The organism is Deinococcus sp. QL22, from assembly GCF_023370075.1.
Classification (GTDB): domain Bacteria; phylum Deinococcota; class Deinococci; order Deinococcales; family Deinococcaceae; genus Deinococcus.
The window spans coordinates 55307-78718 of record NZ_CP097149.1 but is presented as its reverse complement, the minus strand read 5'-3'; the positions used below and the strand labels follow the sequence as shown (position 1 = coordinate 78718).

Annotated in this window: 22 protein-coding genes; 6 read left to right on the top strand and 16 right to left on the bottom strand. The window is 63.0% G+C overall.

Translation table 11 applies throughout. The annotated features are described in order from the left end of the window. Nucleotides 1-22 precede the first annotated feature (22 nt). The 5 genes from M1R55_RS00380 to mraZ all read right to left on the bottom strand — a co-directional run bounded on the left by M1R55_RS00380 (nt 23) and on the right by mraZ (nt 4468). A complete protein-coding gene (locus M1R55_RS00380; RefSeq protein ID WP_249392787.1) occupies nt 23-691 on the bottom strand; it encodes a 3D domain-containing protein in 669 nt (222 codons plus the stop codon). A gap of 575 nt (nt 692-1266) precedes the next feature. Then, nucleotides 1267-2613, bottom strand: coding sequence for a penicillin-binding protein 2 (locus tag M1R55_RS00375; RefSeq protein ID WP_249392786.1), 1347 nt, complete (start codon nt 2611-2613; stop codon nt 1267-1269). Beyond that, nucleotides 2604-3020 (bottom strand): hypothetical protein, encoded by a 417-nt coding sequence (locus tag M1R55_RS00370; protein WP_249392785.1) that lies wholly within the window; start codon nt 3018-3020, stop codon nt 2604-2606. The genes M1R55_RS00375 and M1R55_RS00370 overlap by 10 nt, the downstream gene beginning before the upstream one ends. After that, a complete protein-coding gene (gene rsmH / locus M1R55_RS00365; RefSeq protein ID WP_249392784.1) occupies nt 3017-3985 on the bottom strand; it encodes a 16S rRNA (cytosine(1402)-N(4))-methyltransferase RsmH in 969 nt (322 codons plus the stop codon). Before rsmH ends, M1R55_RS00370 begins: the two co-directional genes overlap by 4 nt. Nucleotides 3986-4039: 54 nt before the next feature. Continuing rightward, nucleotides 4040-4468 carry a division/cell wall cluster transcriptional repressor MraZ gene (gene mraZ, locus M1R55_RS00360; protein WP_249392783.1) on the bottom strand — a complete coding sequence of 143 codons (429 nt, stop codon included), beginning with the start codon at nt 4466-4468 and terminating at the stop codon, nt 4040-4042. Between the two features lie 360 nt (nt 4469-4828). Between mraZ and M1R55_RS00355 the strand changes: the two genes are divergently transcribed. Further along, nucleotides 4829-5137 carry a DUF423 domain-containing protein gene (locus tag M1R55_RS00355; RefSeq protein WP_371827126.1) on the top strand — a complete coding sequence of 103 codons (309 nt, stop codon included), beginning with the start codon at nt 4829-4831 and terminating at the stop codon, nt 5135-5137. A 245-nt stretch (nt 5138-5382) separates the two neighbouring features. On the opposite strand, the gene M1R55_RS00350 is transcribed toward M1R55_RS00355, so the two are convergent. From M1R55_RS00350 to M1R55_RS00320, 7 genes are all read right to left on the bottom strand, one after another. Then, nucleotides 5383-5766 (bottom strand): hypothetical protein, encoded by a 384-nt coding sequence (locus tag M1R55_RS00350; RefSeq protein WP_249392782.1) that lies wholly within the window; start codon nt 5764-5766, stop codon nt 5383-5385. Nucleotides 5767-5901: 135 nt separating this feature from the next. Next, nucleotides 5902-9234, bottom strand: coding sequence for a chromosome segregation SMC family protein (locus M1R55_RS00345; protein ID WP_249392781.1), 3333 nt, complete (start codon nt 9232-9234; stop codon nt 5902-5904). A 116-nt stretch (nt 9235-9350) separates the two neighbouring features. After that, on the bottom strand, nt 9351-9893 hold the full coding sequence (locus M1R55_RS00340) for a GerMN domain-containing protein (protein ID WP_249394244.1): 543 nt from the start codon (nt 9891-9893) through the stop codon (nt 9351-9353). 5 nt (nt 9894-9898) lie between these two features. Further along, nucleotides 9899-11290 carry an N-acetylmuramoyl-L-alanine amidase gene (locus M1R55_RS00335; protein WP_249392780.1) on the bottom strand — a complete coding sequence of 464 codons (1392 nt, stop codon included), beginning with the start codon at nt 11288-11290 and terminating at the stop codon, nt 9899-9901. Beyond that, nucleotides 11287-11718, bottom strand: coding sequence for an SsrA-binding protein SmpB (gene smpB / locus M1R55_RS00330; protein WP_249392779.1), 432 nt, complete (start codon nt 11716-11718; stop codon nt 11287-11289). The genes M1R55_RS00335 and smpB overlap by 4 nt, the downstream gene beginning before the upstream one ends. Nucleotides 11719-11922: 204 nt before the next feature. Continuing rightward, nucleotides 11923-12651 (bottom strand): SDR family oxidoreductase, encoded by a 729-nt coding sequence (locus M1R55_RS00325; RefSeq protein ID WP_249392778.1) that lies wholly within the window; start codon nt 12649-12651, stop codon nt 11923-11925. Between the two features lie 112 nt (nt 12652-12763). After that, a complete protein-coding gene (locus M1R55_RS00320) occupies nt 12764-13234 on the bottom strand; it encodes a hypothetical protein (protein WP_249392777.1) in 471 nt (156 codons plus the stop codon). Nucleotides 13235-13438: 204 nt separating this feature from the next. Between M1R55_RS00320 and M1R55_RS00315 the strand changes: the two genes are divergently transcribed. Both M1R55_RS00315 and M1R55_RS00310 read left to right on the top strand, forming a co-directional pair. Continuing rightward, a complete protein-coding gene (locus tag M1R55_RS00315) occupies nt 13439-14149 on the top strand; it encodes a MazG family protein (RefSeq protein ID WP_249392776.1) in 711 nt (236 codons plus the stop codon). Then, nucleotides 14146-14724 carry a CoA pyrophosphatase gene (locus tag M1R55_RS00310; RefSeq protein ID WP_249392775.1) on the top strand — a complete coding sequence of 193 codons (579 nt, stop codon included), beginning with the start codon at nt 14146-14148 and terminating at the stop codon, nt 14722-14724. The genes M1R55_RS00315 and M1R55_RS00310 overlap by 4 nt, the downstream gene beginning before the upstream one ends. 171 nt (nt 14725-14895) lie before the next feature. Here M1R55_RS00310 and M1R55_RS00305 read toward each other — a convergent pair whose 3' ends face one another. Together M1R55_RS00305 and M1R55_RS00300 are read right to left on the bottom strand one after the other, a co-directional pair. Next, the gene (locus tag M1R55_RS00305; RefSeq protein WP_249392774.1) at nt 14896-15921 is read right to left on the bottom strand and encodes a DUF4384 domain-containing protein; all 1026 of its coding nucleotides are present in this window, start codon (nt 15919-15921) and stop codon (nt 14896-14898) included. Nucleotides 15922-16060: 139 nt separating this feature from the next. Then, on the bottom strand, nt 16061-17278 hold the full coding sequence (locus M1R55_RS00300) for an ABC transporter permease (protein ID WP_249392773.1): 1218 nt from the start codon (nt 17276-17278) through the stop codon (nt 16061-16063). A 259-nt stretch (nt 17279-17537) separates the two neighbouring features. Between M1R55_RS00300 and M1R55_RS00295 the strand changes: the two genes are divergently transcribed. Then, on the top strand, nt 17538-18062 hold the full coding sequence (locus M1R55_RS00295) for a hypothetical protein (RefSeq protein WP_249392772.1): 525 nt from the start codon (nt 17538-17540) through the stop codon (nt 18060-18062). A gap of 45 nt (nt 18063-18107) precedes the next feature. After that, nucleotides 18108-18578: an NUDIX hydrolase gene (locus tag M1R55_RS00290; protein WP_249392771.1), complete on the top strand. Its 471-nt coding sequence runs from the start codon at nt 18108-18110 to the stop codon at nt 18576-18578. 22 nt (nt 18579-18600) lie between these two features. Here the strand turns inward: M1R55_RS00290 and M1R55_RS00285 are convergent, their stop codons facing one another. After that, a complete protein-coding gene (locus tag M1R55_RS00285; protein WP_249392770.1) occupies nt 18601-21126 on the bottom strand; it encodes a phosphoenolpyruvate carboxylase in 2526 nt (841 codons plus the stop codon). Continuing rightward, entirely contained in the window at nt 21110-21958 is an 849-nt protein-coding gene (locus tag M1R55_RS00280) for a TIGR00282 family metallophosphoesterase (protein ID WP_249392769.1), read from the bottom strand. The genes M1R55_RS00285 and M1R55_RS00280 overlap by 17 nt, the downstream gene beginning before the upstream one ends. Before the next feature lie 312 nt (nt 21959-22270). Here M1R55_RS00280 and M1R55_RS00275 point away from each other — a divergent pair, with 312 nt between their 5' ends. Further along, nucleotides 22271-23383 (top strand): HD-GYP domain-containing protein, encoded by a 1113-nt coding sequence (locus M1R55_RS00275; protein WP_249392768.1) that lies wholly within the window; start codon nt 22271-22273, stop codon nt 23381-23383. The last annotated feature ends 29 nt before the right edge of the window (nt 23384-23412 follow it).

Genomic DNA, 23412 nt, shown 5'->3' with positions numbered 1-23412 from the left:
CCAAATGAAATAGTGTTGAAGGTTAGCGAACAGCAGTGATTCGCAGGGTGCGTGCGCCGAACTGAATGGCTTCGCTGCGGGTGCCCATCCATATGTCGAGGCTGTTGGTCTTGCGGGCGGCCATCGTGTCTTCGACAACGAAAACCCGGCCCCGCAGCATGTTGTTGTAACGCCCGCTCATGTCTTCGAGCATGATTTTGCTGCCGTAAGGAAAGGAGCGCAGCAGGTCGCGGCTGAGGGCGACCACGCCGGGGCGGGTGCGGGTGCCGGTGGCGGTGATAAACGGCGTGCTGTCGGTCTGGCCCGCGAGGCTGTTGTAGGCGGTAGCCCGCACGATAGCGGTGCGGCCTGTGCGAACGGGGGCAGCCTGAGCAAGGGGCGCAGAAACGGCGCGGACAGGGGCGACAGCGCGTGCAACAGGCGTAGCAGGGCGGGCCGGGGTAGCGCGGGTCACCTGAGCCACAGCAGCGGCCCGGTTCTGAGCAGCCGTTGGTTGGGCAGCAGTGGGGGCCGCAGCCGGACGAGGAGCAACTGCCTGAGCCGGAGCAGTCGCAGCTGGAGCCACGACAGTCAGCACATCTTTGACGGCGTCGGCGGCCAACTCGGGCGCAGGCAGGGCGGGCACGGCGGCAGCTACGCCAAGGGTCAACAGGGCAAAAGTGTGGATGAAACGATTAAGCATTTTAAGCATGGATTCTCCTGCGGGCGGGCACGGGGCGCGTCCGTGGTGGTTCTCGGCTTTTGGGACAGTCAGAGTGAGGGGTGTTGTTGCTACTGATGTTCTGGCTCTCGTTTGGCAAGGAATCGCCAGAGAGGCAGTCCCGTCAAACAAGCTCTGAGCAGATTGGCCACACCACAGTGCGGGCCAACCCGCTCTTTTCATGTATGAGCCTAATGGGATGGAATGGCAGCCTTATGAGATTATGGGTTTTATAAGCTCATATTTATGGAAAAAATCTTGTGATATTTTTGACAGACTGATGTGTTAAGACCGATAGACACGCATATATAATTATGAGATATATTCTAATCTACTCATTTAGTTTCTCATGATGAAGTTGGATGAGGGTGCGCCCGAATCCCTATTTGGGTGTGAGAAGCTCGACATTTAGGTCAGAGTGCCTCTTATACCCCCTATTTAGGTGTAAATAAACTGTTCCGGCATGAGGTACGGAGTGACCCAACGTTCAGGTCACTCCGCTCTCTCACAGTTCACATATTTTATATTTGATGGGCCAGCCGAGTGCTGACTTGCTTACTCTTGCTTTATTGTTCCGGCTTCTTTTCGGGCACAGTGGGAGCCGCTGCCCACTCGGAGAGCGTGCCAGCCGCCAATTCGCGATAGATCGGCGCAGCCAACTGTGAGCCGTGATGGTCAATTTTTGCCCCGTGAACCACAACGGCCACCGTGACGCGGGGAGCGTCGGCAGGAAAGAATCCCGCAAATACACTGTCGTAGACACTGTTGGAGTACTTCCCGTCTACGACGACTTGAGCCGTACCCGTTTTGCCTCCCAGCGCATATCCCTTGATGCCCGCTGCATGGAAGATGCCGTCCTCGATCACGGCTTGTAGCAGGCCACGCATGGTCTTGGCGGTTTCCGGGCGCAGCACTTCACGCCGCTCGCCCGCGCCAGAGCCTTCGACCAATCGGGGCGACACGTACAGTCCATCGTTCGCCAGCACATTGAAGGCGGCGGCCAGTTGCAGGGTCGTGCTGCTCATACCCTGCCCGAAGGCGTTGGTGGCCCGCACCAGATCATCCCAGTTGCGCAGGGGTTGCAGGCGGCCTGTGGCCGTGGACACCACCGGAATAGACACATCCTGCCCAAAGCCGTACTGTCCCAAATAGTTGCGTAAATCGGCTGCTGGAAAATGCTCGACGATGTGGCTCATCCCTACGTTGCTGCTGTAGCGCAACACCTGTTTGGTGGTCAGCTGGGTAGGATGGTCTACCGCGTCACCGATGGTGCTGCCCCAGCGTCCGCCCACATAGCGGCGCATAGGCGTGTCATAAACAGTGCCGGGGGTGGTGTGGCCTTCGTTCAGCGCGGCCCCCACCACCAGGCCCTTAATGGTCGAACCCGGCTCGAAGACATCCAGAAACGGGCGGTTGCGGCGGGCATCGGGGCTAAAGGTGCGCCAATCGTTGGGGTTGAAGGCGGGGTAACTTGCCGCTGCCAGTACCCGGCCCGTGCGGGTTTCTATGACCACCACGGAACCGTATTCGGCCTGATGCTTCTTGACGCCTTTTGCCAGCGCGGCCTCGGCATTGGCCTGCGTGCGGGGATCAAGCGTGAGCTTCAGGGTTTCTCCGGCTTCCAGGGAACGGTTGTAGGCGGCTTCCAGGCCCTCCAGCCCTTCCGTGCTGCCCATCATGCCCACGACTTGCCCGGCTAGCGTTCCCTGCGGATACACCCGTTTGCCGCCCACGCTGCGGGCCAGCACCGACCCATCGGCAGCCACGATTGCCCCGCGAGACTGCACCACCGTGCGCCGGATGCCCTGTGGCAGCCCCCATTCCAGTTGGGCATAAGCCCACACCAACAGGGTGAACATGGCGAGCGCGAGCACCTGCATCACACGGGAGCGGTTGTGAATCTTTACTTCCACTGTGTTCTCACCTCCAAACGGGGCTGTAGGGCGGGGGCCGGACTGACGCTCGTATTACCGCTGGAATCGGGCGGCGATGAGGGCAGGTCGGCGGGTAAGGGCAGGAGGGGGATATCGGCGGAGACTTTGGGTTCTGCCTCTGCAAAGCGGCGCATGCCCTGTGTAAAGGCCCACTCGCGGATGCGTTGGGGCGTGGTCAACGCCTGCACCCGAATTTCCAGGTCGTCGCGCAGGGTCAGGAGTTCGGCCTCACGCTCTGCGGCGGCCCGGAGTTGCACCCTCACATCCTGAGTGGCGTAGCGCACGCCGACCAGCACCAGCGCCAGCAGCACATAAATCAGTACGTAGCGCATGGCGCGGCCCCGCCAGGTGGCGGCACTGGTGTCCATCGTCAGGCGGGCGATCACGCTTCACCTACAAAACTGGCCTTTTTCTCGGCGGCCCGGAGTTTGGCGCTGCGGGCACGCGGATTGCTGGCCTGCTCCGCTTCGTCGGCAACCACGGGGCGCTTGGTCAGGGGCGTCAGGCTGTGGTCGCCCAGCACAAACCGCTTCACGATCCGGTCTTCCAGCGAATGAAAGCTGATGACGGCCAACCGTCCGCCGGGAGCCAGCAACCCGGACGCCGCACTCAGGCCGTCGCGCAGGGCACCGAGTTCATCGTTGACGTGAATCCGCAACGCCTGAAAGGTTCGCCGCGCCGGATGAATGCCTTTGCTGAAGCCCGGATAGGCCCGCTTGATAATTTCGGCCAAACGCACGGTGCTTTCTATCGGAGCCTGCTCGCGGGCGTACACGATGCCGCGTGCGATCCGGCGCGACAACCGGTCTTCTCCGTATTCGTAGATGATCGAGGCCAATTCCGCCTCCTCGTAGCCGTTCACCACATCGTAGGCACTTTCCCCTGACTGGCTCATCCGCATGTCCAGCGGAGCGTCGGTGTGGTAGGAAAAGCCGCGCCCGCCATCGTCGAGTTGAAAGGAACTGACGCCGATATCCAGCAGCACGCCGTCTACCTGCGTGACGCCCGCATCTGCCAGCAGCGCCGCCATATCGCGGTAATTGCCTTCCAGCACGGTCAGGCCCGGCAGTCCAGCCTCTCTGGCCCGCTGGAGGGCAAAAGGGTCTTGGTCTATGCCGTACACCGCCGCGCCTGCCTCCAGCAGCAGCCGGGTGTGACCCGCGCCGCCCAGCGTGCCGTCTATGTACACCTTGCCGGGCGCAGGAGAAAGGGCTGCCACCACTTCAGCAGCCAGCACAGGCACATGCGAGAACACGCCTTCTAGGTCGTCTTGAAAGTCTTCAGGTTGGGAGAGGGCGGATTCGGTGGGGGCAGATTCGGGAAGCTCAGGGATCAGGTCAGGTTCAGTCATGGGGTACGTCAGGGGGGTTAGAACTCAAATCAAGCAGTGTCAAATCGAGCATTTTCACGCCACAAAGTTGGCGAGCAATTCGGGGTTGGGGGGATTGTCCTGCACGGCAATGATGGCGGCTTCCCAGCGGGCCGGATTCCAGAGTTCCAGTCTGCCGGGTGCGCCTGCCACGATCACGTCGTTTTCCAGGGCGGCAAAAGACCGCAGCGTTTGAGGCACGGACACGCGGCTTTGATTGTCCAGCCGGGCTTTGTTCGCGCCAGAGTAAAAAAAGCGCACGAACGAACGCGATCCGGCGTCGGTGAGGGGTAAGTTTTCCAGTTGTTCTTCGACACGCCGCCAACTCGCCAGCGGAAACACGTACAGGCAGCCTTCCATGCCGCGCGTCAGGATCATGCCGTCCTCAACGAAATCGCGGAACGTGGGCGGCAACACCACACGGCCTTTATCGTCGATTGTGTACGGATATTCTCCAAACGGCACGCAGACTCCTTCCTACACGGCTTCCCGGAGCTTGGGGCAACGGGGCCAAAACAGCGGATGAATGGTTGTGTGGGCAGTAAACAGGGGCAAACAGGGTGCGCTGAGGTCTTTTCCCACTCGCCGCCCTATCGAGCCTTGGCAAATAGAGGCCACAAAGCAACCAGAAACGTGCATGGAGTGCAATTTCAGGCTGATGCCGGGAGTGTAACAGGCATCTCCATGAATTTCCACAGATTCCCACCATTTCCCCCATTTTCCCACCCAAGCCCCCCCACTTTCCCACTCTGGCCCGAAAATGGGACACGCTGCCAGACTTTTTCCCGCTACTTTGGAACCATGTCAGCCCCACGCTCTCCACGTATGGACACTCCCACTGTCGGTTCTTCGCGCATAGACGCACTCTTGACTGGTTTGCTGCTGGCCGCACTGGGCGTGGCCCTCGGCGCGTTCGGCGCACACGCACTCAAGGCACGTTTAGACTCGGCCATGCTCGCCAACTTCGAAACAGGTGTGCGTTACCAGATGTACGCGGCCCTGGCCCTGATCGCGCTGGGGTCGCAGTCAGGTGACATTCAGTTGCGGCTCCGGCGTGCGCCCGCGCTGCTGCTGGCCGGAGCCGTTATCTTTAGTGGCACTGTGTACGTGCTGGCACTGACCGGACAGCGTTAGCTGGGGGCTATAACCCCGATTGGCGGAGCGTTGCTGATCGCGGGGTTTGTGGTGGCGGCCCTAGAAGCGGGGAGAGGCCCAGCGTAACTGCCGAGTGCTGGGTGGGAAAAGCGTGGCTGCTTTCTCTGACTGCCGCCGAGCTTGAATCCGGCGTGGGGATGGAGAGTAGAACTGACGCCCACAAGGACGCCAGTTCCAGTTTTCTAAATAAATTGCGCCGAAAGGCTCAGACCTGTTTCCTGCCGTTACGCCCGTAAAGCAGGCGGGTCGGGCAGCAAGTACGTGGCTTGGGGCTTCCAACGGCCCTGCGCCCTGTTACGCGGTATTGGTTGCTCGCCCTTGCCAAAATGAACCATCCGAAATCTCCAACGTTTGAAATGCAGTTCGCCCGCTTCGGCGTAGACCAGTTGCACATCCACATTCGCGGCGGCTGGGTCGGTGTCGGCGGCGGCCAGTACCACAAAGGTCTGCAAGGTTCGCACGCGGTAGGTCTGGCGCACCTGGCCCACCGGTTGTTTTTTCAGCGGCGTGCCCTGCTTGGGCAGCAGGCGCGACATTTCGTTGTACGCCCCGGCCTGCCAGAGCGTCAGGAATTCGGTGACGGCTTGCTGGGGGGTATGGGTCTTCATGACGCAGCATGGCACATGGCCGGGGCCGCCGCCCTACTGCAAGTGGCTTAATCCAATTGGGGGTGGGCCAATTGGGGTGGGTGCAGTCAGCCACATGACTTTGAAGCCGCCTCCTTGTTGCCTACAGCCAACATTTCAGCCCGCCCGTGCGTCCTCCGTCTGCTTGATGCTGAGTACCCGGCTCGCGCCACTCGCGTCGGTGGTCACGCCCCAGAGCGCCTGCGCCACTTCCATTGTTGCCTTCTGGTGGGTCACCAACAAAAACTGTGCGCCCCGTTCGGCAAACAGCTTCAGAAAGGCGGTGAAGCGGCGGATATTGGCCTCGTCCAGTGGCGCGTCTACCTCGTCCAGCACGGCCAAAGGCAGGCCCCCCATGTGGCCTTCTCCGCCTGCATGGTTCAGCGCGAACAGAAATCCCAGCCCCGCCATCGTGCGTTCTCCGGCGCTCAGCAGGGTCATGGAGCGGGTGCGCTTGCCCTTCGGCTGCACGGCCAAACGCAGGCCCACCAAGCGCCCGGCCTCGTTGCGTTCGGGTTCCAGTTCGCCTATACCGCCCAGCAACTCGGTGGAATACTCGCGGAAGGCGGTGTTTACACGGTCAAAAGCAGCTCGGGTGGCCGCGTTTTCCAGTTCTTCCAGTTCCGAGAGGTGGGCACGCAGTTCAGCGCTGGCAGTTTCGGCGTCGTGTAGTTCGGCCCGCAGGCGTTCCAGTTCCGCCGATTCGTCGGCATGGTCGGCCTCGGCGCGGGCGTTAATTGGCCCCAATCCGGTCAGTTCGGCGCGGGCGCGGGCCAGTTCTGCCGTCCACTCGCGGGGCGTGCCGGGGGGCGAGCAGCCATCGGGCAGGGGTTCGAGGCTGCCCTCGCGCCGCGCCATCAGTACACGCAGGTCGTCCAGACGGGTTCGCACCCGGTTCTGCTCGGCAATCAGGTTGGCATAGGCCAGGGCGGCAGCTTCACGGGCGGCCTCGGCGCGGGCCAATTCGCACTCATCCAGCGTGCCCAGCGCGGCTTCGCGGCGGCCCACCTCGGCAGCGGCGGCCAGCAGGTGCCCTTCCTGGGTGCGGGCGGCCTCGGCATTGGCGTGCAGGCGGGCGGCGAGGTCGGCAGCGCGGGAGGTGGCCGCGTGGTAGGCCCGCCAAGCGGCGTCCAGTTCGCGGGCCAGGGCGAGGGCTTCCAGAGCCTCGCGTTCGGCGGCCCGGCCCGTTTCGGCAGCATGCCGGGCGGCGTGTAGGTCGGCTTCCAGCGCGTTGGGGTCGGTGGTGGGAATCGGTGGGGGAGAGGTCGGCAGGCCCAGTGGCGGCGCTAAGCGGCCCATCAGTCGGTCTCGGTGGGTGGTCAGGCTGCGGATTTGCGCGTCCGACTCCGTCACGCGGCGTTCGGTTGCCCTTTCTTCCTGCACGGCGGCTTCACGGGCCTGCTGCAATTCGGCGTGCGGCGCGGCGCTGGCCTCCAGTCCGGTCTTGACCCGCCCCAGTTCGGCCTCCAGCTTGCCTCCCACCCGGTCGGCGTCCTCCAACTCTGCGTCCAGCTCCTGAAACCGTCTCTGATCGGTCAGCACGCCCGTGCCCGTATCGCGCAGGCGGCCCCCCGTAATCGCCCCGCCGGGTTCCACCACCTCGCCCTCCAACGTGACCAGGCGGGGGCGACTTTGGTGCGTGCGGGCAATTCTGTTGGCGTCACGCAGGGTGTCCACGATCAGGGTATCGGCCAGAATTGCCTCACCCACCAGTGGCGGATCGGTGGGGCACAGGTCGGCCAAGTTGCCCCGCACGCCCGCTTCCCGCAGCAGGGCGGCGTCCCGGCGCGGGCGGGCACGGATCAGATCCAGCGGCAAAAAGGTGGCCCGGCCCCCACTGCGCTTCAGTTCCTCGATGATCTCGCGGGCATCTTCGCCCCGGTTCACCACGATCTGCTCCAGCCGCCGCCCCAGCGCCGCGCCCAACGCCACCTCATATTCGGCGGGCACAGTCAGCAGGTCGGCCACCGATCCCACGATGCCGGGATGATCGAGCCGCAGGGCATTGCGTGCGCCCTCGCCGTAGCGGGCGTAGCTGTTCAGCGTGTGCTCCAGCCGCTCGCGCTCACGGCGCAGGGGCGCGACGCTGGCCTTCACGCGCCCCAGTTCGGCCTCCAGATGGCGGGCATGGTTCTGGGCTTCGGCCCGTGTTGCGGCCAACTGGGAAAAAGCAGTTTCGGCGTGCTGGCGGGCAAACGTCGCGGTGCTGAGGCGTTCTGATGCCGCTGCCAACGCTTCCTGTGCGGTTTCCAGATTCCCCTCGGCCCGTTCCAATTCGGCCCGCAAGGTTCCGGCACTCGCATCGGCGCGGGCGGCAGTTTCGGCGGCCTGAGCAGCGGCGGCGCGGGCGCGGGTCAGGTCGGTATCCAGTGTGCGGGCGCGGCGTTCGGCGGCTTCGGCCTCGGCGCGGGCGGTGGCGGCAACGGCGGTCAGGGCGGCCAGATCGGGGGCAGTTTCGGCGGGCGGGGTGCTGGGCAGGCTGGCGCGTTCGGCGGTCAGTCCATCGGCCTCGGTTTGAAGGTGGGCGCGGTAGCGTTCGGCCTGCGTGTGGGCGTCGCGGGCGGCCCGTAGTGCGTCCAGCGCCCCGGCAAAAGCGTCCCGGCAGGCGCGGGCGGCCTGGGCGGCTTCGCGGGCCGTTTCTACCCTTGCGGCGGCAGTTTGCACTTCGGCGGCCAGGGCAGTACTGCGGGCCTCGGCAACGGCGGCATCGGTGCTGGCCGCCGCGATTTCGCGCCGCAGGGCGTCTTGCCGCTCACGCCTCACGGCGTCTTCCAGCGTCAGCAGGCGCAGGCTCAGGGCGCGGTGGGTGCGGGCCTCCTCGGCGGCGCGGCTCAGGCGGTTCAGGGCAGTTTCGCGCTCGTTCAGCAGCAGGCGCAGGCGCTCCAGGTGCGTGTCGGCCTCGCGCAGTCGGCCTTCCGTTTCCTGCCGCGCCGTCACGGCCCGCGACAGGCCCGCCGCTTCCTGCACGTAGCCCAGCAGCGTCCGGCCCTCGGCCTGCACCACCCCGCTCACCTCGCCCTGCCCGATCACCGCGAGGCCCCCCGGCCCCAGGCCCGTGCCCCGCAATGCGGCCTGAATGTCGCGGGCACGCACGGGTCGGCCCTGCAAATCCTGCTCGCCCGTCCCGTCGCGGTACACCCGGCGCAGCAGGTTCACTCGGCCCTCGGGCGTGTGCAGTTCCAGCCCCACTTCGGCCAGTCCCAGTGGAGCCTTGCCGCCGCTGCCGTGAAAAATCAGTTCGCTGCCCCGCCCCGCCCGCAGTTCCCGCGCCCTCGCTCCGTGGGTGGCCCAGCGAATCGCCTCTACCACGTTGCTTTTGCCACTGCCATTTGGCCCGATGACCGCCGAGACTCCCGGCCCAAACTCCAGCCGTGTGCGGTCTGCAAACGACTTGAACCCTTGCAAGGTGATGGCCTGCAAGATGTGCGGTGGGGTGGGGGATCGGGTCATCGGTGAGGGTGGTGGGAGGCGCGTGGGATGGGGGGTTTGGGGCGTCAGGCTAAGGGTGGAAGGACGGTTAAGGACAAGCCTTGTGCCTATCAGAACTTAAGCCCCACAGCCAATTCTTACTGATCCGCGCAGTCCTGCCGCGTGAACGCCTCACGCAGATCGAGGTGGCCCAGCGTGTCCACGTCCTGACCATTCACCAAAAAGGTCACGTCCTCGCCCCGTGTCTCCAGCAGAGTGCGGGTCATGGTGCAGAGCAAAATGCGTTCGCCGCTGCTGCCGTACTTCAGGTTTTGGTAGGCGCTGGGCAGGTCTACGAAATAATGAGCGCCGCGAATATAGACGCGGGGAGCCGCCGTGCCTTTGGGAACCACAGCCAGGTTGCCTGCCGCGCTCGGCCCGCTGGCCCACACGTTCAGCGCCGCCTGCGCCAGTGCGCCGGGATTTTCCTGCGTGACGATGACGGTGCGGGTCTCGGCCTTCATGTTCTGCACCTGCGCGTCGCTGTAGTACACCTTGACTTTCACGTCGCGCTGCTGGGCCAATTGCAATTTCGGCGCGTCGGGCTTGGCGGGCGGCTTCTGTACCGTTTGGTAGGCCATATAAGCCGCCGCCAGCAGCAGCAACGTCACCACATTGAACAGAGAAAACAGACGTTTGATGGCGTTCACTGGGCCGCTCCCTGTGTTGAAGCTGCCGCGCCCAACTGACTGGCATTGTTGGCCCGGGCCGTCAGGTAGGTTGCCACGCTGCGGGCAAGCGCCACACCCATCGCCTGCAAGCGGGCTTCGGTGCCCAGGTTGGCACGGTCGGCGGCGTTGCCTGTCCAGCCGAGTTCCAGCAGCAGGGCGGCCTGCGGAGCCTCACCCAGCGTCAGCATGCGCGACACGCTGTCTTGTTTGGCAGTGACGCCGCCGCCGCGCAGTTCGCCGCGCAGGAGTTCGCTGAGCCGTCGGCTGCCGCCCGAACCGCCCACGACCAGCGTTCCATACGGCGGCGTGGTTCCGGCCCGCAAGGTATTCACGATTTGGGTGCTGGCCCGCCCCGTCTGCTCGTATACGGTCACGCCGCCGCGCCCTGTACCGGGAAAACGTCCCAGATCGAGGGCCAGAAACACGTCGCTCTGGCGGGCCAGCGTCAGCTTTTCATTCAGGCCAAGGGCGCTGCCAGCTTCACGCGTCAACTTCACTTGCCAGCCTGCCTTTGCCAGCAATTCGGCGGCGCGGCGGGCCACATCCAGCGTCACGTCGCGGCCCAGGCCGTCTACACGGGCGGGGTCGAGCACGATCAGGGGCCGCGAAATCCGGTCAAGCAGGGCCACCGTATTCCGGGGAATACCCGGCCCGGCGTCGATAACGACCCTTGCCCCGCCGGGCCTGACCACGCGGTACACGCGGTAGCCGCTGCCGGAGGGCAAGGGAAAACTCAGCACCAGATTGTTGCCCTGAGCTTTGACTTCGGCGTTGGGGATGAACGCGCCCCGTGTGGTGTAGCGCCTCGCCTCTCCTTTTAGTCCACTCAGCGTGATTTGCACGGTGGTGCCGCGCAGTTCGTCCTTAAAGGCCACGTCGCGCGTCAGGTCAAGCACCAGGCGGTCTGAATCCTTCCCGGCGCGGCTGCTGACCCCCTGCAAATTGGGAGCGGCTACCCGGAAGTTGCCGAGTTCGTAACTGGCCCCCAGTCCCCTTGCCAGCGTGTCCAGCGGCAGATACAGGTTTCCGTTGACCAGGGTTGCCGTGCGCCCCGTGACCCGTTCGGTGTCCAGTTGTACGGTATTGAAGGCGGTGGTGGCCCGCTGGTTGTCCTCGTCTATAGGCAGCAGCAACGTATGGCCGTAGCCTTCCACCCGCACGATGCTGCCGTCCTGTTCGATGTTCAGCAGGCGGCTCAGCACTTCGCGGCTGGCATATTCGGCGCCGTACAGCCCGATGCTCTGTACCTGTGCTCCAGCCAGATTCAGCCGCGTGAGGGCCACCTGCGCCCCTGCGATGCCTGCACAAAGGAGAGCCGCCGACAGCAACAAGGGCCGCCAACGCTTCGGGACAATAGAAGGGCTCACAGGCTCCGCAGTTCCCGGCGCACTGTCTTTTCGGCCTCGGCGCGCCGCTTGTCGTGCAGCTGTTTGCCGCGTGCCAGCGCCAGTTCGACCTTAAAGACCCGGCCTTTGGCGTACAGGCGCGTCGGTACCAGCGTCAGGCCTTTTTGCTCCAGCTGCTTTTTGAGTTTCATGATTTCCTGGCGGTGCAGCAGCAGGCGGCGGGTACGGCGGGGTTCGTGGTTGTTGTAGGTCGCCTGCGTGTATACCGGAATGTACAGCCCTTCCAGTTCTACATTTCCAAGGGTCAGGCGAGCAAAGGCGTCGCGGAAATCTACTCCGCCCGCCCTGATGCTTTTGACCTCGCTTCCGGTCAGACTGATGCCCGCCTCGAAGCGCTCCAGCAACTCGTATTCGTAATGAGCGCGGCGATTCGTGTACACGCCGGGCATTCTAGCAGGGCCAACATGAATTCCGGTGGGGTAGGCGGTGAGGGGTCGCTGGGGAGTGGAAAAGACGGAGTGGCTGCGCAATCTGCGCTTTTATTCCCAGGCTGAGGGGATTTTATCTGATCGAAGCAAAGACGGAATTTGAACAAAAAGCCCGCTCTGTGCCGGGCCAATCGGTTCCGGTGCAGAGCGGGTAAAGTGGGAGGCTTACTTCTTGGGCGGACGGCTGGGGCGCACTTCGACTTTGCTGGGCAGCGTGCGCACGGGCATGTTCAGCAGGTCAACCGTGAGCTGTGCAATGTCTTCGGGCTGGATTTTCCAGGCGTCTTTCTGGTCGTCGGGGGTATGGCCTGCAAAATGCGTGGCGACGCTGCCGGGCATGATCTGCGTCACCTTGATGCCGTGTTCGCGCAAATCCAGCGTCAGCACTTCCGACAGCCCGTTCAGGCCGAATTTGCTGGCATTGTAGGCTCCACCGCCTGCGAAGGGGTTTTTGCCTGCCAGGCTGGACAGCGTAAATATGTAGCCGCCGCGCACCTTCAGGGCCGGAATTCCTGCCTTGATAGTATAGAACGCGCCGCTGAGATTGGTGTCGATCACGTCCTGCCACTCTTCGATGCTCAGGTCGGCAATGTTGCCAAAGTGGCCTACGCCTGCATTCACGAACAGCACGTCCAGGCCGCCAAACGCCGCCACATGCGCCTCTATTTCACGCACGAGGGCGGCGGGGTCTTTGACGTCACACACCACGCCACGTGCGCCAGAGCCGACAGTGGCGGCGGCAGCTTCCACTTCATCGGCCTTGCGGCTGGTCAGGGTGACGCCGTAGCCTTGCGCGGCCAAAGCGTGCGCCACCGCCAGACCAATGCCTTTGCTGGCTCCTGTAATGAAGGCGCTCTTTTGAAAATTGGATTGAGGACTGGGGGTTTGGGTCATGTCGGAACGCTAACACGCTGGGCGTGGGAGTCTGAACAATTGACCTAAAGCAGTGTTAAAGAGGTTGGCAGCACTAGAGATAGTGTCCTACGTATGGCCATTAATTCACCGCTCAGGGCAACTGCTTAGCAACTGTGTCGTACATGTAGTTCACGAATTCCGAGCGTTTTTGCAACAAGATACTAATGCCAAAATCTTCGCGTGCCGACATTTTTTGGCCGTTCGGCAGTTCGAAGTCTAGGCGCCCGCCGAGTTTGGCCCAGGGCACGAGGCTCCGGGGAGCAATAAAGGTGGGCGTGACGCGAATTGCGCCGGGGGTGGCCGCGTCGGTGGCGATCTTGGCGGCGGGGTAGCGGCGGCTGATTGCGCCTGCCGAGTCGCGTTTCATGGCTTCTAAAATGCTCTTGCGCTGGTCGGCTCCCACCAGGTTGATGTTGCCTTCTACGCGGGGTTCCAGGATCACGTAGGTGGCCGATGACAGTCCGGTATTGCTCCAGGTCGGGGCGGAAACGGGCGTCACTGCACTGGCCGTTCCCAACGTCAGGGCGGCCAGGAGGGTGCGGGACAAAATCGGGGTCTTCATGCCCTCACTTCATCACAGCTTGTCTGACTCACTGTGAACTGGGCGTGAGGGTGGGGGCCGGGCGCATCAGGCTCGGGCGAAAAAAAGGGGTCAACCTGCCAGAAAGTTGCGTTTGATACAGCTCAAAGCAGCAGTCACCAACAGACGCCTGATTCATATTTTTCCTCACCTTTGCCGCTGGCGTTGGGCGGGCTAAACTAGGCCATGCAGGAATTGCTGGACATCATGCGCCGCTTGCGTGCCCCGGACGGCTGCCCGTGGGATAGGGAACAGACCCACGAAACGCTGCGGCCCTACTTGCTGGAAGAAGCTGCCGAGGCCGCCGACGCTGTGGCTTCCGGCAACCGCCTGGAGCTGGCGGGCGAGTTGGGCGACGTGCTGCTGCAAGTGGCCTTCCACTCGGTCATTGCCGAAGAAGAAGGCACCTTTGCTTACGGCGACGTGGAGCGCAGCATCGTAGACAAGTTGGTGCGCCGTCATCCGCATGTTTTTGGCGACGTGACGGCAGACACGAGTGCAGAAGTGGTGACCAACTGGCAGGCCATCAAAACCGCCGAACAGGGGGGCAAACCCCGCAGTGCCGCCGAACGGGTGCCCGCCGCATTGGGCGCACTGGCCCGTGAAACGCAGGCGCAGAAGTTGGCCGGACGCCCCAGGCCCGCTGACGGCGCTGGACGCGTGGAGGCAGTGTCGGCCATTCAAACTGCGCCCCCTACCGAGGCAGGCGTGGCCGAAGCGTTGGCCGCAGTGGTGGCGTGGGCGCGTGGACTGGGAATTGACCCGGAAATGGCCCTGCGTACCCGCACACACGCAGCGTTGGCGGCGCTGCCTGACCCTATACCTGACAACACTGCGCCTAACAACACTGCGCCTAACAACACTGTGCGTGACAACGCCGTACCTGACACGGCGTGACCCGACCCGATCCGCTGGATGCGTTGCAGCACGACCCCTGGGCGGTGTGGTTGGGGGGCCGCAGCCGGCAACCGCTGGAGTTGCCACAGTACCGCCGCGCGGCCGTGCTGGTGGCCCTGACCCGCGAACCCGACCCCCGTGTGCTGCTCACGGTGCGCTCTGCCGAATTGCCCACCCATAAGGGCCAGATCGCTTTTCCGGGCGGCAGTCTCGAACCCGGCGAAACGCCTATTCAGGCCGCCCTGCGAGAAGCCGACGAGGAAGTGGGCCTGGCCGCCCATCTGCCAGAAGTCCTGGGTGAACTCGACGACGTGTTTACGCCTGTCGGCTTTCACGTGACGCCCGTGCTGGCCCGCGTTCCGGCACTGCTTGACCTGACGCCGACTGCTGAAGTGGCCCAGATTCTCTTGCCGACAGTGGCCGAACTCCGTGCCCTGACCGTATCGCGCGAAATTCGCACTCTGCCAGACGGAACCCCTGTGACCCTCTACCGCTATCCCTGGCAGGGCCACGACATCTGGGGTATGACGGCCCGGATTTTGCACGATTTGCTGACGCAGGGGCCGAAGCCTTGAGTGCCTGGGCGGCAGCCGGACGGAGAAGAGGCGTCTAAGGGGCTTTGTCTAAGGGTCAGGGATCGAAGGGTCTGAGAACAGGTTCCAGGTCACACGAAAGCGGTTTCCCTCGCCCACACCACAAAAAAGCCCCCCACCCGAAGGCAAGGAGCTTTTTGTGTACCGCTGGATTTAGCGGGTAGGGTTGATGGTGATCTGGCCGTTTTGCTGCACGTTGTAGGTGTTGATGAAGGTGTTGTAACCGGGGGCGATCACGACGATTTCACGTCCACCACGGGCCACGCTCACGTTCAAGCCGCCGTTCTGGATGGTGCCTGCCTGACGGCCATCCACGAAGACCAGCGCGCCGTTGACATTGCTGCGGATGGCGATGGTGAACTGGTTGACGGGCGTGGGGGCGGGGGCGATGACCTGAGCAAACTCGACGTTCAGGTTGGTGGTGCTGCCTGCACGGATAGCGACGGTGGTGGTGTAGTCGCGGAAGCCGGGGGCCTGTACACGCACAGGGTAGCTGCCGGGGCGCAGGTTGCTGAAGGTGGTGTTGCCCGTGCCGAGGTTCTGTCCGTTCAGGATCACGGTGCTGCCCGACACGTTGGTGCCCACGAACAGGCTGCCGGTCTGGATGGGCGTCTGGCCGATGACGTTGAAGAACGCGGTGTCGCTGACCCAGCTGTTCTGGGGCAAGGGGTTGACCACGATGCTGAGCGCCTGTGCCAAACGGTCTTGACCCTTAGCGGCTACCGTTGCGAACTGGTCTTGCTGGGTCTTGAAGGAGCTGATCTGGTTCAGGTCGAGGGGGGTCAGGCTGGCGAGTGCCAGAACCTTGTTCAGACCGATGGGGCCGTCAACGCTGAAGGTGAAGTTGTCGCCAGCAGCGGGGAAAACGCGGGTGGTGTTGGCCTTGACCAACGCTTCGTTACCCGAAATGCGGTTGGGCAGAATCTGGGTTACGTCGCCGCTGGAATCGATGTTGAAGAGGTACACGTAAGCGTCACGGTTGACGCTGGTGCTGATGCGGATCGCTTCGTTCACACGGTAGTTGGGGCTGGCGTTGCCGCTCTGATCCTTGTCTACGCGCACGCTGACGCTGAGGTCAGGCTGCGTGGGGTTCACGATAATGCTCTGTGCGCTGATCTTGGGGGCGGCGGCGGCAATACTCAGCAGCAACGCGGCGGGAATCATCAACAGTTTTTTCATGGGTGGTACCTCCGAGAAGCAGATTAGTGGCCCCCGGTTGACGCCCCATGAGCAACCCCGACCTTAACGTTAATAGTGCTTCAGGCCACCGTCAGGAAGATAACTGGAGCCTGACGCACAGGTCACTTTTGATAGATTTTCAGCGAATAATCCGCGCTGGTTCGACGTTTGCGGCTCGCCGCGCCGGAATCAGGGCCGCCAGCATCGTGGTGCCCAGACCTACCGCATTCACCCACAGCAGGTCGGTCAGGCGCACTTCTACAGGCAACGCCGTTATAAAATACAGGTCGCCTGGCAGCTGAAAAGGCCGCACCGTAAAGTAAGCGCTGATAGCGAGGCCCAGCAGGTTCCCCAGCACCAGACCGCTAAATCCCAGTACCAGACCTTCCAGGACAAATACGCGGGTAATCAGTTTTCGCGTGGCTCCGATGGCCCGCAGAATGGCAATTTCCTGCGTTTTCTCGAACACCGCCAGTGTCAGGACATTGGCAATCCCAAAGGCTGCGACGATCACGATCAGAAACACCACGAAGGCGATGACCCGTTTTTGCAGCGCCAATTGGTCGAGTAGCGTGCCATACAGGTTTTGCCAGGGCAGCGCCGAGTAGGGCAGCGTGCGCGTGATAGCCGAACCGACAGCGGGCGCGGTGGCCGGGTCGCGCAGCCGAAGCTGATAGCCCGTGATATTGGGGGTTTGTTGCAGGGCTTGCAGCGTGCCCAGATTGGTAAAGGCGTAGGCACTGTCGATCAGATAATTACCTGTGCTAAACACGCCTTTTACCCTCAGGATGGCGCGGCGCTGGGTGCTGTTCAGCAACCTAACTTCATCGCCCGCAAAGGCCCCCACGCTGCGGGCCAACGACGCGCCCAGCATCACCTCTCCGTCTTTCAGGCCCGCCAACAGTTCACCCTCCTCCGGTTGAAGTTGAAGCACCTGCGCCGCCGACGCCTGCACGCCAAACAGGGTGGCAAAATCCACGCCTGCGCTGCGGCCTCCGCTGGCCGGGCGGGTCAGCAGGCCTTTATCAGCCAGAAAGGGGGTTACTGCCGTCACTTCCTTGTTGGCGGCTATCGTTTTTTCCAGTGCCGGATCACGCGTTTGGGGCGTAAACGACGTGATGCTGAGGTGGGGACTGGCCCGCAACGTCGCATCTATCAGCGAGCGCGTGAAGCCGTTGGTCAGACTCAGGGCCGCAATCAGTACCATCACGCCCACCGCGATCCCCAGAATAGTCAGCACATTTTGGGTGCGCCGCCGTGACAGGTGCGCCCGCGCCAGCGTCCACGCCAGATCGGGCACGCGGGCGCGGGTGGTCGGGGCAGGGGAGATGGTGGGTGTCTGATCGGCAGCGGGCATGAAGCTAGAGCTTATAGGGAATTGCGATGATTCGCGAGAATCTTCCGGGCGGACTGGTAAAGCTGCGCAGCAGAGCGAGTGGCAAACAGTACGTGGTGGCGGCAATGGACGACCCTATCGGTGCTGTTACGGATGTTCGGGAATCAGAGCAAGTCCGTAGTACACGGGGCAGATTGGGAAGGGTTATCCCTGACCGTGAGGTTGCTGCCGGATATGCAGCCACACAATGTAACCTTTGCACGTAAGATCAAAGTCAGTTATGCGACTTAACAGACTGTTCTTGCTGGCGCCCTTCCTCACCGCTTGCGGCCTGATCTCCCTGCCAGAACAGACCGGGAATGATTTTCATGTCATCAATGAACTTGGCCCTCTCCAGGCGTCTCAAGTCGCTTACCTGAACTCAAATCAACTGGAATATCTCAATATTCCCAAGCTCTCTTACCGGGACGTGACTTTCGAGGCCGCAGCCACTTATCGGGGCGGATCAACACAGTTGCGCGTGCAGTTATTTGCACTTAACCGCAGTTCTAACTGCCCTTTTGTAGAGGCGAAGCAGGAGGGCTACGGGGGGGCGTACCTGTGTGACGGGACAGGCGGCGGTCAATACCTGACAGAACTGCTGCTCAGCCCAGATAAGCCAGTGCCCGTTGTCTTAAAGAACCCCATTCTGGATCAGGCTGTGCGGGAAGGAACGCTGTATCTGGGAGCCAGAATCTTGGAAGGGCAACTTAATATTGGCGAACGGATCGAGTTCACCCATATCCGTTTCCGGGGCCGCTTGTAAATAAACCCACGCGATTCCTCTGGCGGTGGATGACTCTGGCTGACTGTGACTACTGACGCCGTGCAGGACTACATTCCTTATCTCCGCCGCATGGTCGGCACCAGTCCCGTGAATCTGATGGGAGCTGTCGGCATCATTCTGAATGACGGTGGAGACGTGCTTTTGCAACGTTTGGCGGGGCGTGATGTCTGGGGCCTTCCCGGTGGCCTGTGCGAGCTGGGTGAGCCGCCGCAGCAAACAATGACGCGGGAAGTCCGTGAAGAAACGGGCCTAGATGTATTGGAATCTCAACTGCTTGAATTGCTGGTCACGCCCCATCGTCAGTTGCCCAACGGAGACGAGGCCTATTTTTATACGGCGGTGTACCACGTGACCCACTGGCAGGGCACACCCGTTCCAGACAGCGTGGAAGGAATCGAACTCGCGTTTTTCGGTGTCGAAGGCTTGCCTGCACTGCGCGGCCAGCCTGCCCATTGGACAGCAAATTGGTTGCTGGCCCGCTCCGGCACAAGGTGAGAGCGGGCCAGCAGTGAACCCCTTACCCCGTATTCCTCACTCCTGCCGCCACCCCTTGCAAACTCAGCAGCAGGGGGCGTTCGTATTCGTCCAGACCGTCTTCGGTGGTGCGGGCGCGGCGAAGCAACTCGACCTGAATCCGGTGAATCGGGTCGATGTACGGATTCCGCAGAGCGATGCTTTCGCGCAGGCGGGGTTCGTTGCCCAGCAGTTCCGCGGCGATCACGCTCTGCACGGCTTCCACGGCGTCGCGGTAACTGTATTTTAGGTGTTCGGCCAGGCGGGCGCTGCCTTCTGCCGTACCATCACCACTGTCCAGCAGGGTCAGATACTCACTGAAAATCAGCGGGTCACTCTTGGCAAGGCTCATCTGGCTGTTGTCCAGCACGGTGCGGAAGAACGGCCAGTCGGCGTACATGGCGCGGGCCTGCTCCAGCCCGATTTCCTTAATGCCTTCGGTGAGGCCGTACCAACCGGGCAAATTGGCGCGGTTCTGTGTCCAACTCATGACCCACGGAATAGCCCGCAAGTTGCCCAGTGTGGGCGCACCGGGGCGGCGCACAGGGCGGGACGCGATGTTGAGGCGCGAGATTTCGTGGATGGGCGTAACCCGCTCGAAGAAGGGTATGAAATCCGGGTCGTCTACCAATGTGCGGTAAGCGCGGGCACTCACGCGGGCGGCGCGGTCTAGGGCGTCCATCCACCCGGCGGGCGGGTCTAGCGCGGGGCGGGCGGCGGCCAGCATCAGGCCATACAACGCCTGCTCCAGATTGCGGTGGGCCAACACGGGGTGGCTGTATTTGTCGGCCAATGCTTCGCCCTGCTCAGTGATGCGGATTCCGGCGTCGATGGTTCCAGCGGGCTGGCCCAGAATGGCCCGGCTGGCAGGCCCGCCCCCACGCCCGATGCTCGTGCCGCGCCCGTGAAAGAAGCGCCAATGCACGCCCGCCCGCCTGCACACGTCACTGATCTTGCGCTGCGCTTCGTGCAAAGCCCAGTTGGCCGCCAAAAACCCAGCATCCTTGTTGGAATCGCTGTAGCCCAGCATAATTTCCTGCACGCTGTCGCCCAGCACGGCGCGGTATTCGGGCAGGCTCAGCAGTTCCCAGACCACCTGCGGGGCGCGTTCCAGGTCGGCCAACGTTTCAAACAGCGGCACGGGCAAAATGCCGAATCCCACCTCGCGGGCCAGCAGCAGCGGCTCCAGCACGTCCGACACGCTTTCTGACATGCTGATCACGTAATGCCCGAAGGCGCGGGGGCCGGCCAATCGGGTCGCCGCCTGCACCTCCCGGATGGGGCCGATGGCGGTTTCCAGCGATTCGGTCAGGGCCTCACCTGCAGGCCAGAGCGGGCGGCGAGAGCGCAGTTCGCGGGTCAGCAGTTCCAGCTTGGCGTGTTCGGGCAGGGCCAGATAGTCGGCCTCCACGCCCGCCGCCTTCAACAGTTCGGCCACCGCCGCACCCGTCTGGGCGCTGTGTTCGCGCACATCCAGGCTCACCAGATGTTGCCCGAACACGCGTGCCACCGTCAGCAGAGGCGTCAGCAATTGGTCGGCGCTGCGCTGCTGGCCCTCGGCGTGCAGGCGCTCGCGCAGGGCTTCCAGGCGCGGCAGTAACTCTACGGGCAAGCCGTCTCGCACGGAGTTGTGCAGGTCGCGCAGTTCCTCGCGGTAGCTCCCCGCCGCTTCCTGCTCGGCTCCTTCACCCGCTCCCTCCTGACTCAGATCGGCATAGGCCTGCTTGATTGCGCCCAGCAGTACTTCCCGCGCCCGTTCCCGGTGCACTTCCAGCGCCTCACGGGTGGCCTGCGGCGTCACAAACGGGTTGCCGTCGCGGTCTCCACCCATCCAGGAACTGAAACTCAGGGGCACATGCGCCGCCGTATCGCGCCCGTACACCGTGCGGAAGGCCCGCTGAAGGTCGCGCTGGAGGGCGGGCAGTGCCTGTGCAATAGAGGTGACGTAATTCAGGCCGCCTTTGACCTCATCCAGCACGGTGGGTTTCAGGCGGCGCAGTTCGGGGGTCGTCCACATGGCTTCCACGTGGGCGGCTACGCGCTCCACCGCCGATTCGTCCTGACTGTGCAGGTCAGGAATGGCGCGGGCCACCTCCACCAGATGGCTGCGGATGGTTCGGCGGCGCATCTCGGTGGGGTGGGCCGTAAAAGTGAGGCCAAGGTCTAGGCGGGCCAGCAACGCCTCGGCGTCGTCGGCGCTCACGCCCTGCGCCTTCAGCTCCACCAGCGCGCCCTCTATGCTCTGCGGGCGCGTACCCTGCGATCCCGACAGCACCCGTACCCGCTCGTATTCCTCGGCCAGATTGACCAGCTGGAAGTACCACGTGAAGGCCCGCGTCAGGTTGCCCGCATCGGCCTCGTTCAGCCCACCAATCAACGCCCGCAGTTCGGAGTCGTCGCCGCCGCCGCGTACCTCGCGCACCAACGCCCGCGTGCGTTCCACCAGATCAAAAAAGGCCTCCCCCTCCTGTTCTTTCAGCACTTGCCCCAGCGTACGCCCCAGCAGATTTACGTCATTGCGAATGCCCATAGTCGTCCTCCCGGTGGTCTGCTTCAAGGTAACGGTAACGTTCAATCTTCAGGGCGCGGTTGTCTTGCAACTCCAGCGCCACGCCGTTCAGTTCGGCCCGCCCATCGGCCACGGCGTAGCGGTAGGAGCGCTCGGTCAGGAAGCGTTGAATGGGGCCTTCGGGCGCGGCCCCGATAATGCTGTCGTGCGGCCCGGTAAAGCCCGCGTCGGTCTGAAAGGCCGTGCCACCGGGCAAAATCCGGGTGTCGGCGGTGGGAACGTGGGTATGCGTGCCGATGACGGCGGCCACCCGTCCATCCAAGTACCACGCCAACGCTGCCTTTTCGCTGGTGGCCTCGGCGTGAATATCCACAAACACGCTGCCCAGGTCGGGGCGTTCCAGCACCTCGTCTATGGCCCGGAAGGGGTTGGCGACGGCGTCCATAAACACCCGGCCCAGCACATTGATCACCGTCAGGCGTTCAGTGGGGCCAGGTTTGCCTTCTGCGCGTGTCGGCACGTCAAAGGTGCGCCAGCCCACGCCGGGGGTCGCGGGGTCGGCGTAGTTCAGGGGCCGCACGATGGGGTAGCTTTCGGCATCTGCCAGCAGCGCGTGAATATCGCGGTGATGCCAGGCGTGGTTGCCCAGCGTCATGCAGTCCGTACCCGCCCGCAGCGCGGATTCGGCAGCGTCGCGGTGCAGGCCGAAGCCCCCCGCCGCGTTCTCCATATTCACGATGATGAAGTCAAAGTTTTTCAGGCCGTCCGGCCCCCGTAGGGTGGGAAGATGTGCCGCCAACACCCGGCGTCCGGGCTGGCCGTACACGTCTCCCACAAACAACACACGAAGCATAGGCTGTACCTTAGCGCAGGCGTCCGCCTAAGCTGATGCTTTGTGTAGGCTGGACACCAAGCGGCCAACACCCAACTCCTGCGAAACCAGATTTAGGACAGATAAATATAAGTGTGTTTTCAGCTCTTTAACGTGCCTTCATTTTGTATTCAGTCAAAAAACCCACCGGTCATCTAGAAAATGTCCAGCAGGCCCTCGCCCGGCTACACGCTGGGTCAGCCTCCCTCACGGGCTACTCACAGCACGTCGTTTAATGTCTACGTATGCCCACTGGACTCTTTATGCTCCCCTCGCCTGTCCGGTGGCGTTTCTGTGGGTTTTATTATTTGGGCCAGCAGTGCGGTCAGGCGTCCTATGTTTGAAGACCTCGATTTCCCGCCCTATCCGGCTCTTGACAAATCCAAACTTCGCACGACTGCGGTCTGTGCCGCCGATCCATCGGCTTCCAGTTCGCATGGGCGCTCTGGAGGGCCTGCTCCCAAAGCCGACCTCATGCAGGTGATGCTTGAAGCGCAGCCGCAAGCCCTGTTCCTGCTGGATGCCGCGGGCCTGATTCTGGAAGTAGGCGGCGCGTGGGAAACCTTGACGGGCCTGAAGCCGGACGAAGTGCGGGGCCGCCCCCTGCTGGAATGGCTGCGCTATGACCGCGCCCATTATCCAGCGGCGCTGCGGCGCGGGCAAGGCGTCCTGGAAGATGCTGAACTCTTGACTCGTCACTCCTGTCATGTGGTGCGTGTGGTGTGGGCCGAGCGTGGCCCCATGATCGCGGGCAGCCTGGAAGCCCTGAAGGTCAGCGCCCAGCACACCTTCGATCTCAGCGAGCGCCTGAACCACACTGAACGTGCTCTGGACGACGCGATTCATCTGTTGGGAGTCAGTCAGGATGCGTGGCAGGCCGAACACATTCGCCGGATCGTGGATTTTGCCCAGCGGTTGGCAGGTGCGGCAGGTCTGGGGCCAAGTGAAGTGCGGGCCGTGCGGTGGGGAGCCGCCCTGCACGACATCGGTAAGGCGCGGGTGCCGCAGGAAATCCTGCATAAACCCGGCCCCCTGAACGCGCTGGAGTACGAAGTGATCTTGCAGCATCCCCTGTGGGGTGTGCAGGTCTTGGCCGAACTGCCGTTTTTGCCCGCCCAGACCGTGGACGCCGTGCGCCACCACCACGAACGCTGGGACGGTCACGGCTACCCGCTGGGCCTGCGCGAAGAGGCGATTCCGCTGGTGGCCCGCATCATGGCGATTGTGGATGTCTTCGACGCCCTGACCAGCGTGCGGCCCTACAAACCCGCCTGGCCCTATCAGGACGCCGTAGAACACCTGATCCGCGAAAGCGGCCGCCAGTTCGACCCCGAACTCACCCAGTTGTTTGTCTGCGGGGTGCTGGGCTTCAGCCACCTGCTGCCGCGTTTTGAAGCTCAGCAGTGAGAGCGGTTACGAGGTGGGGAAGTCCGGGC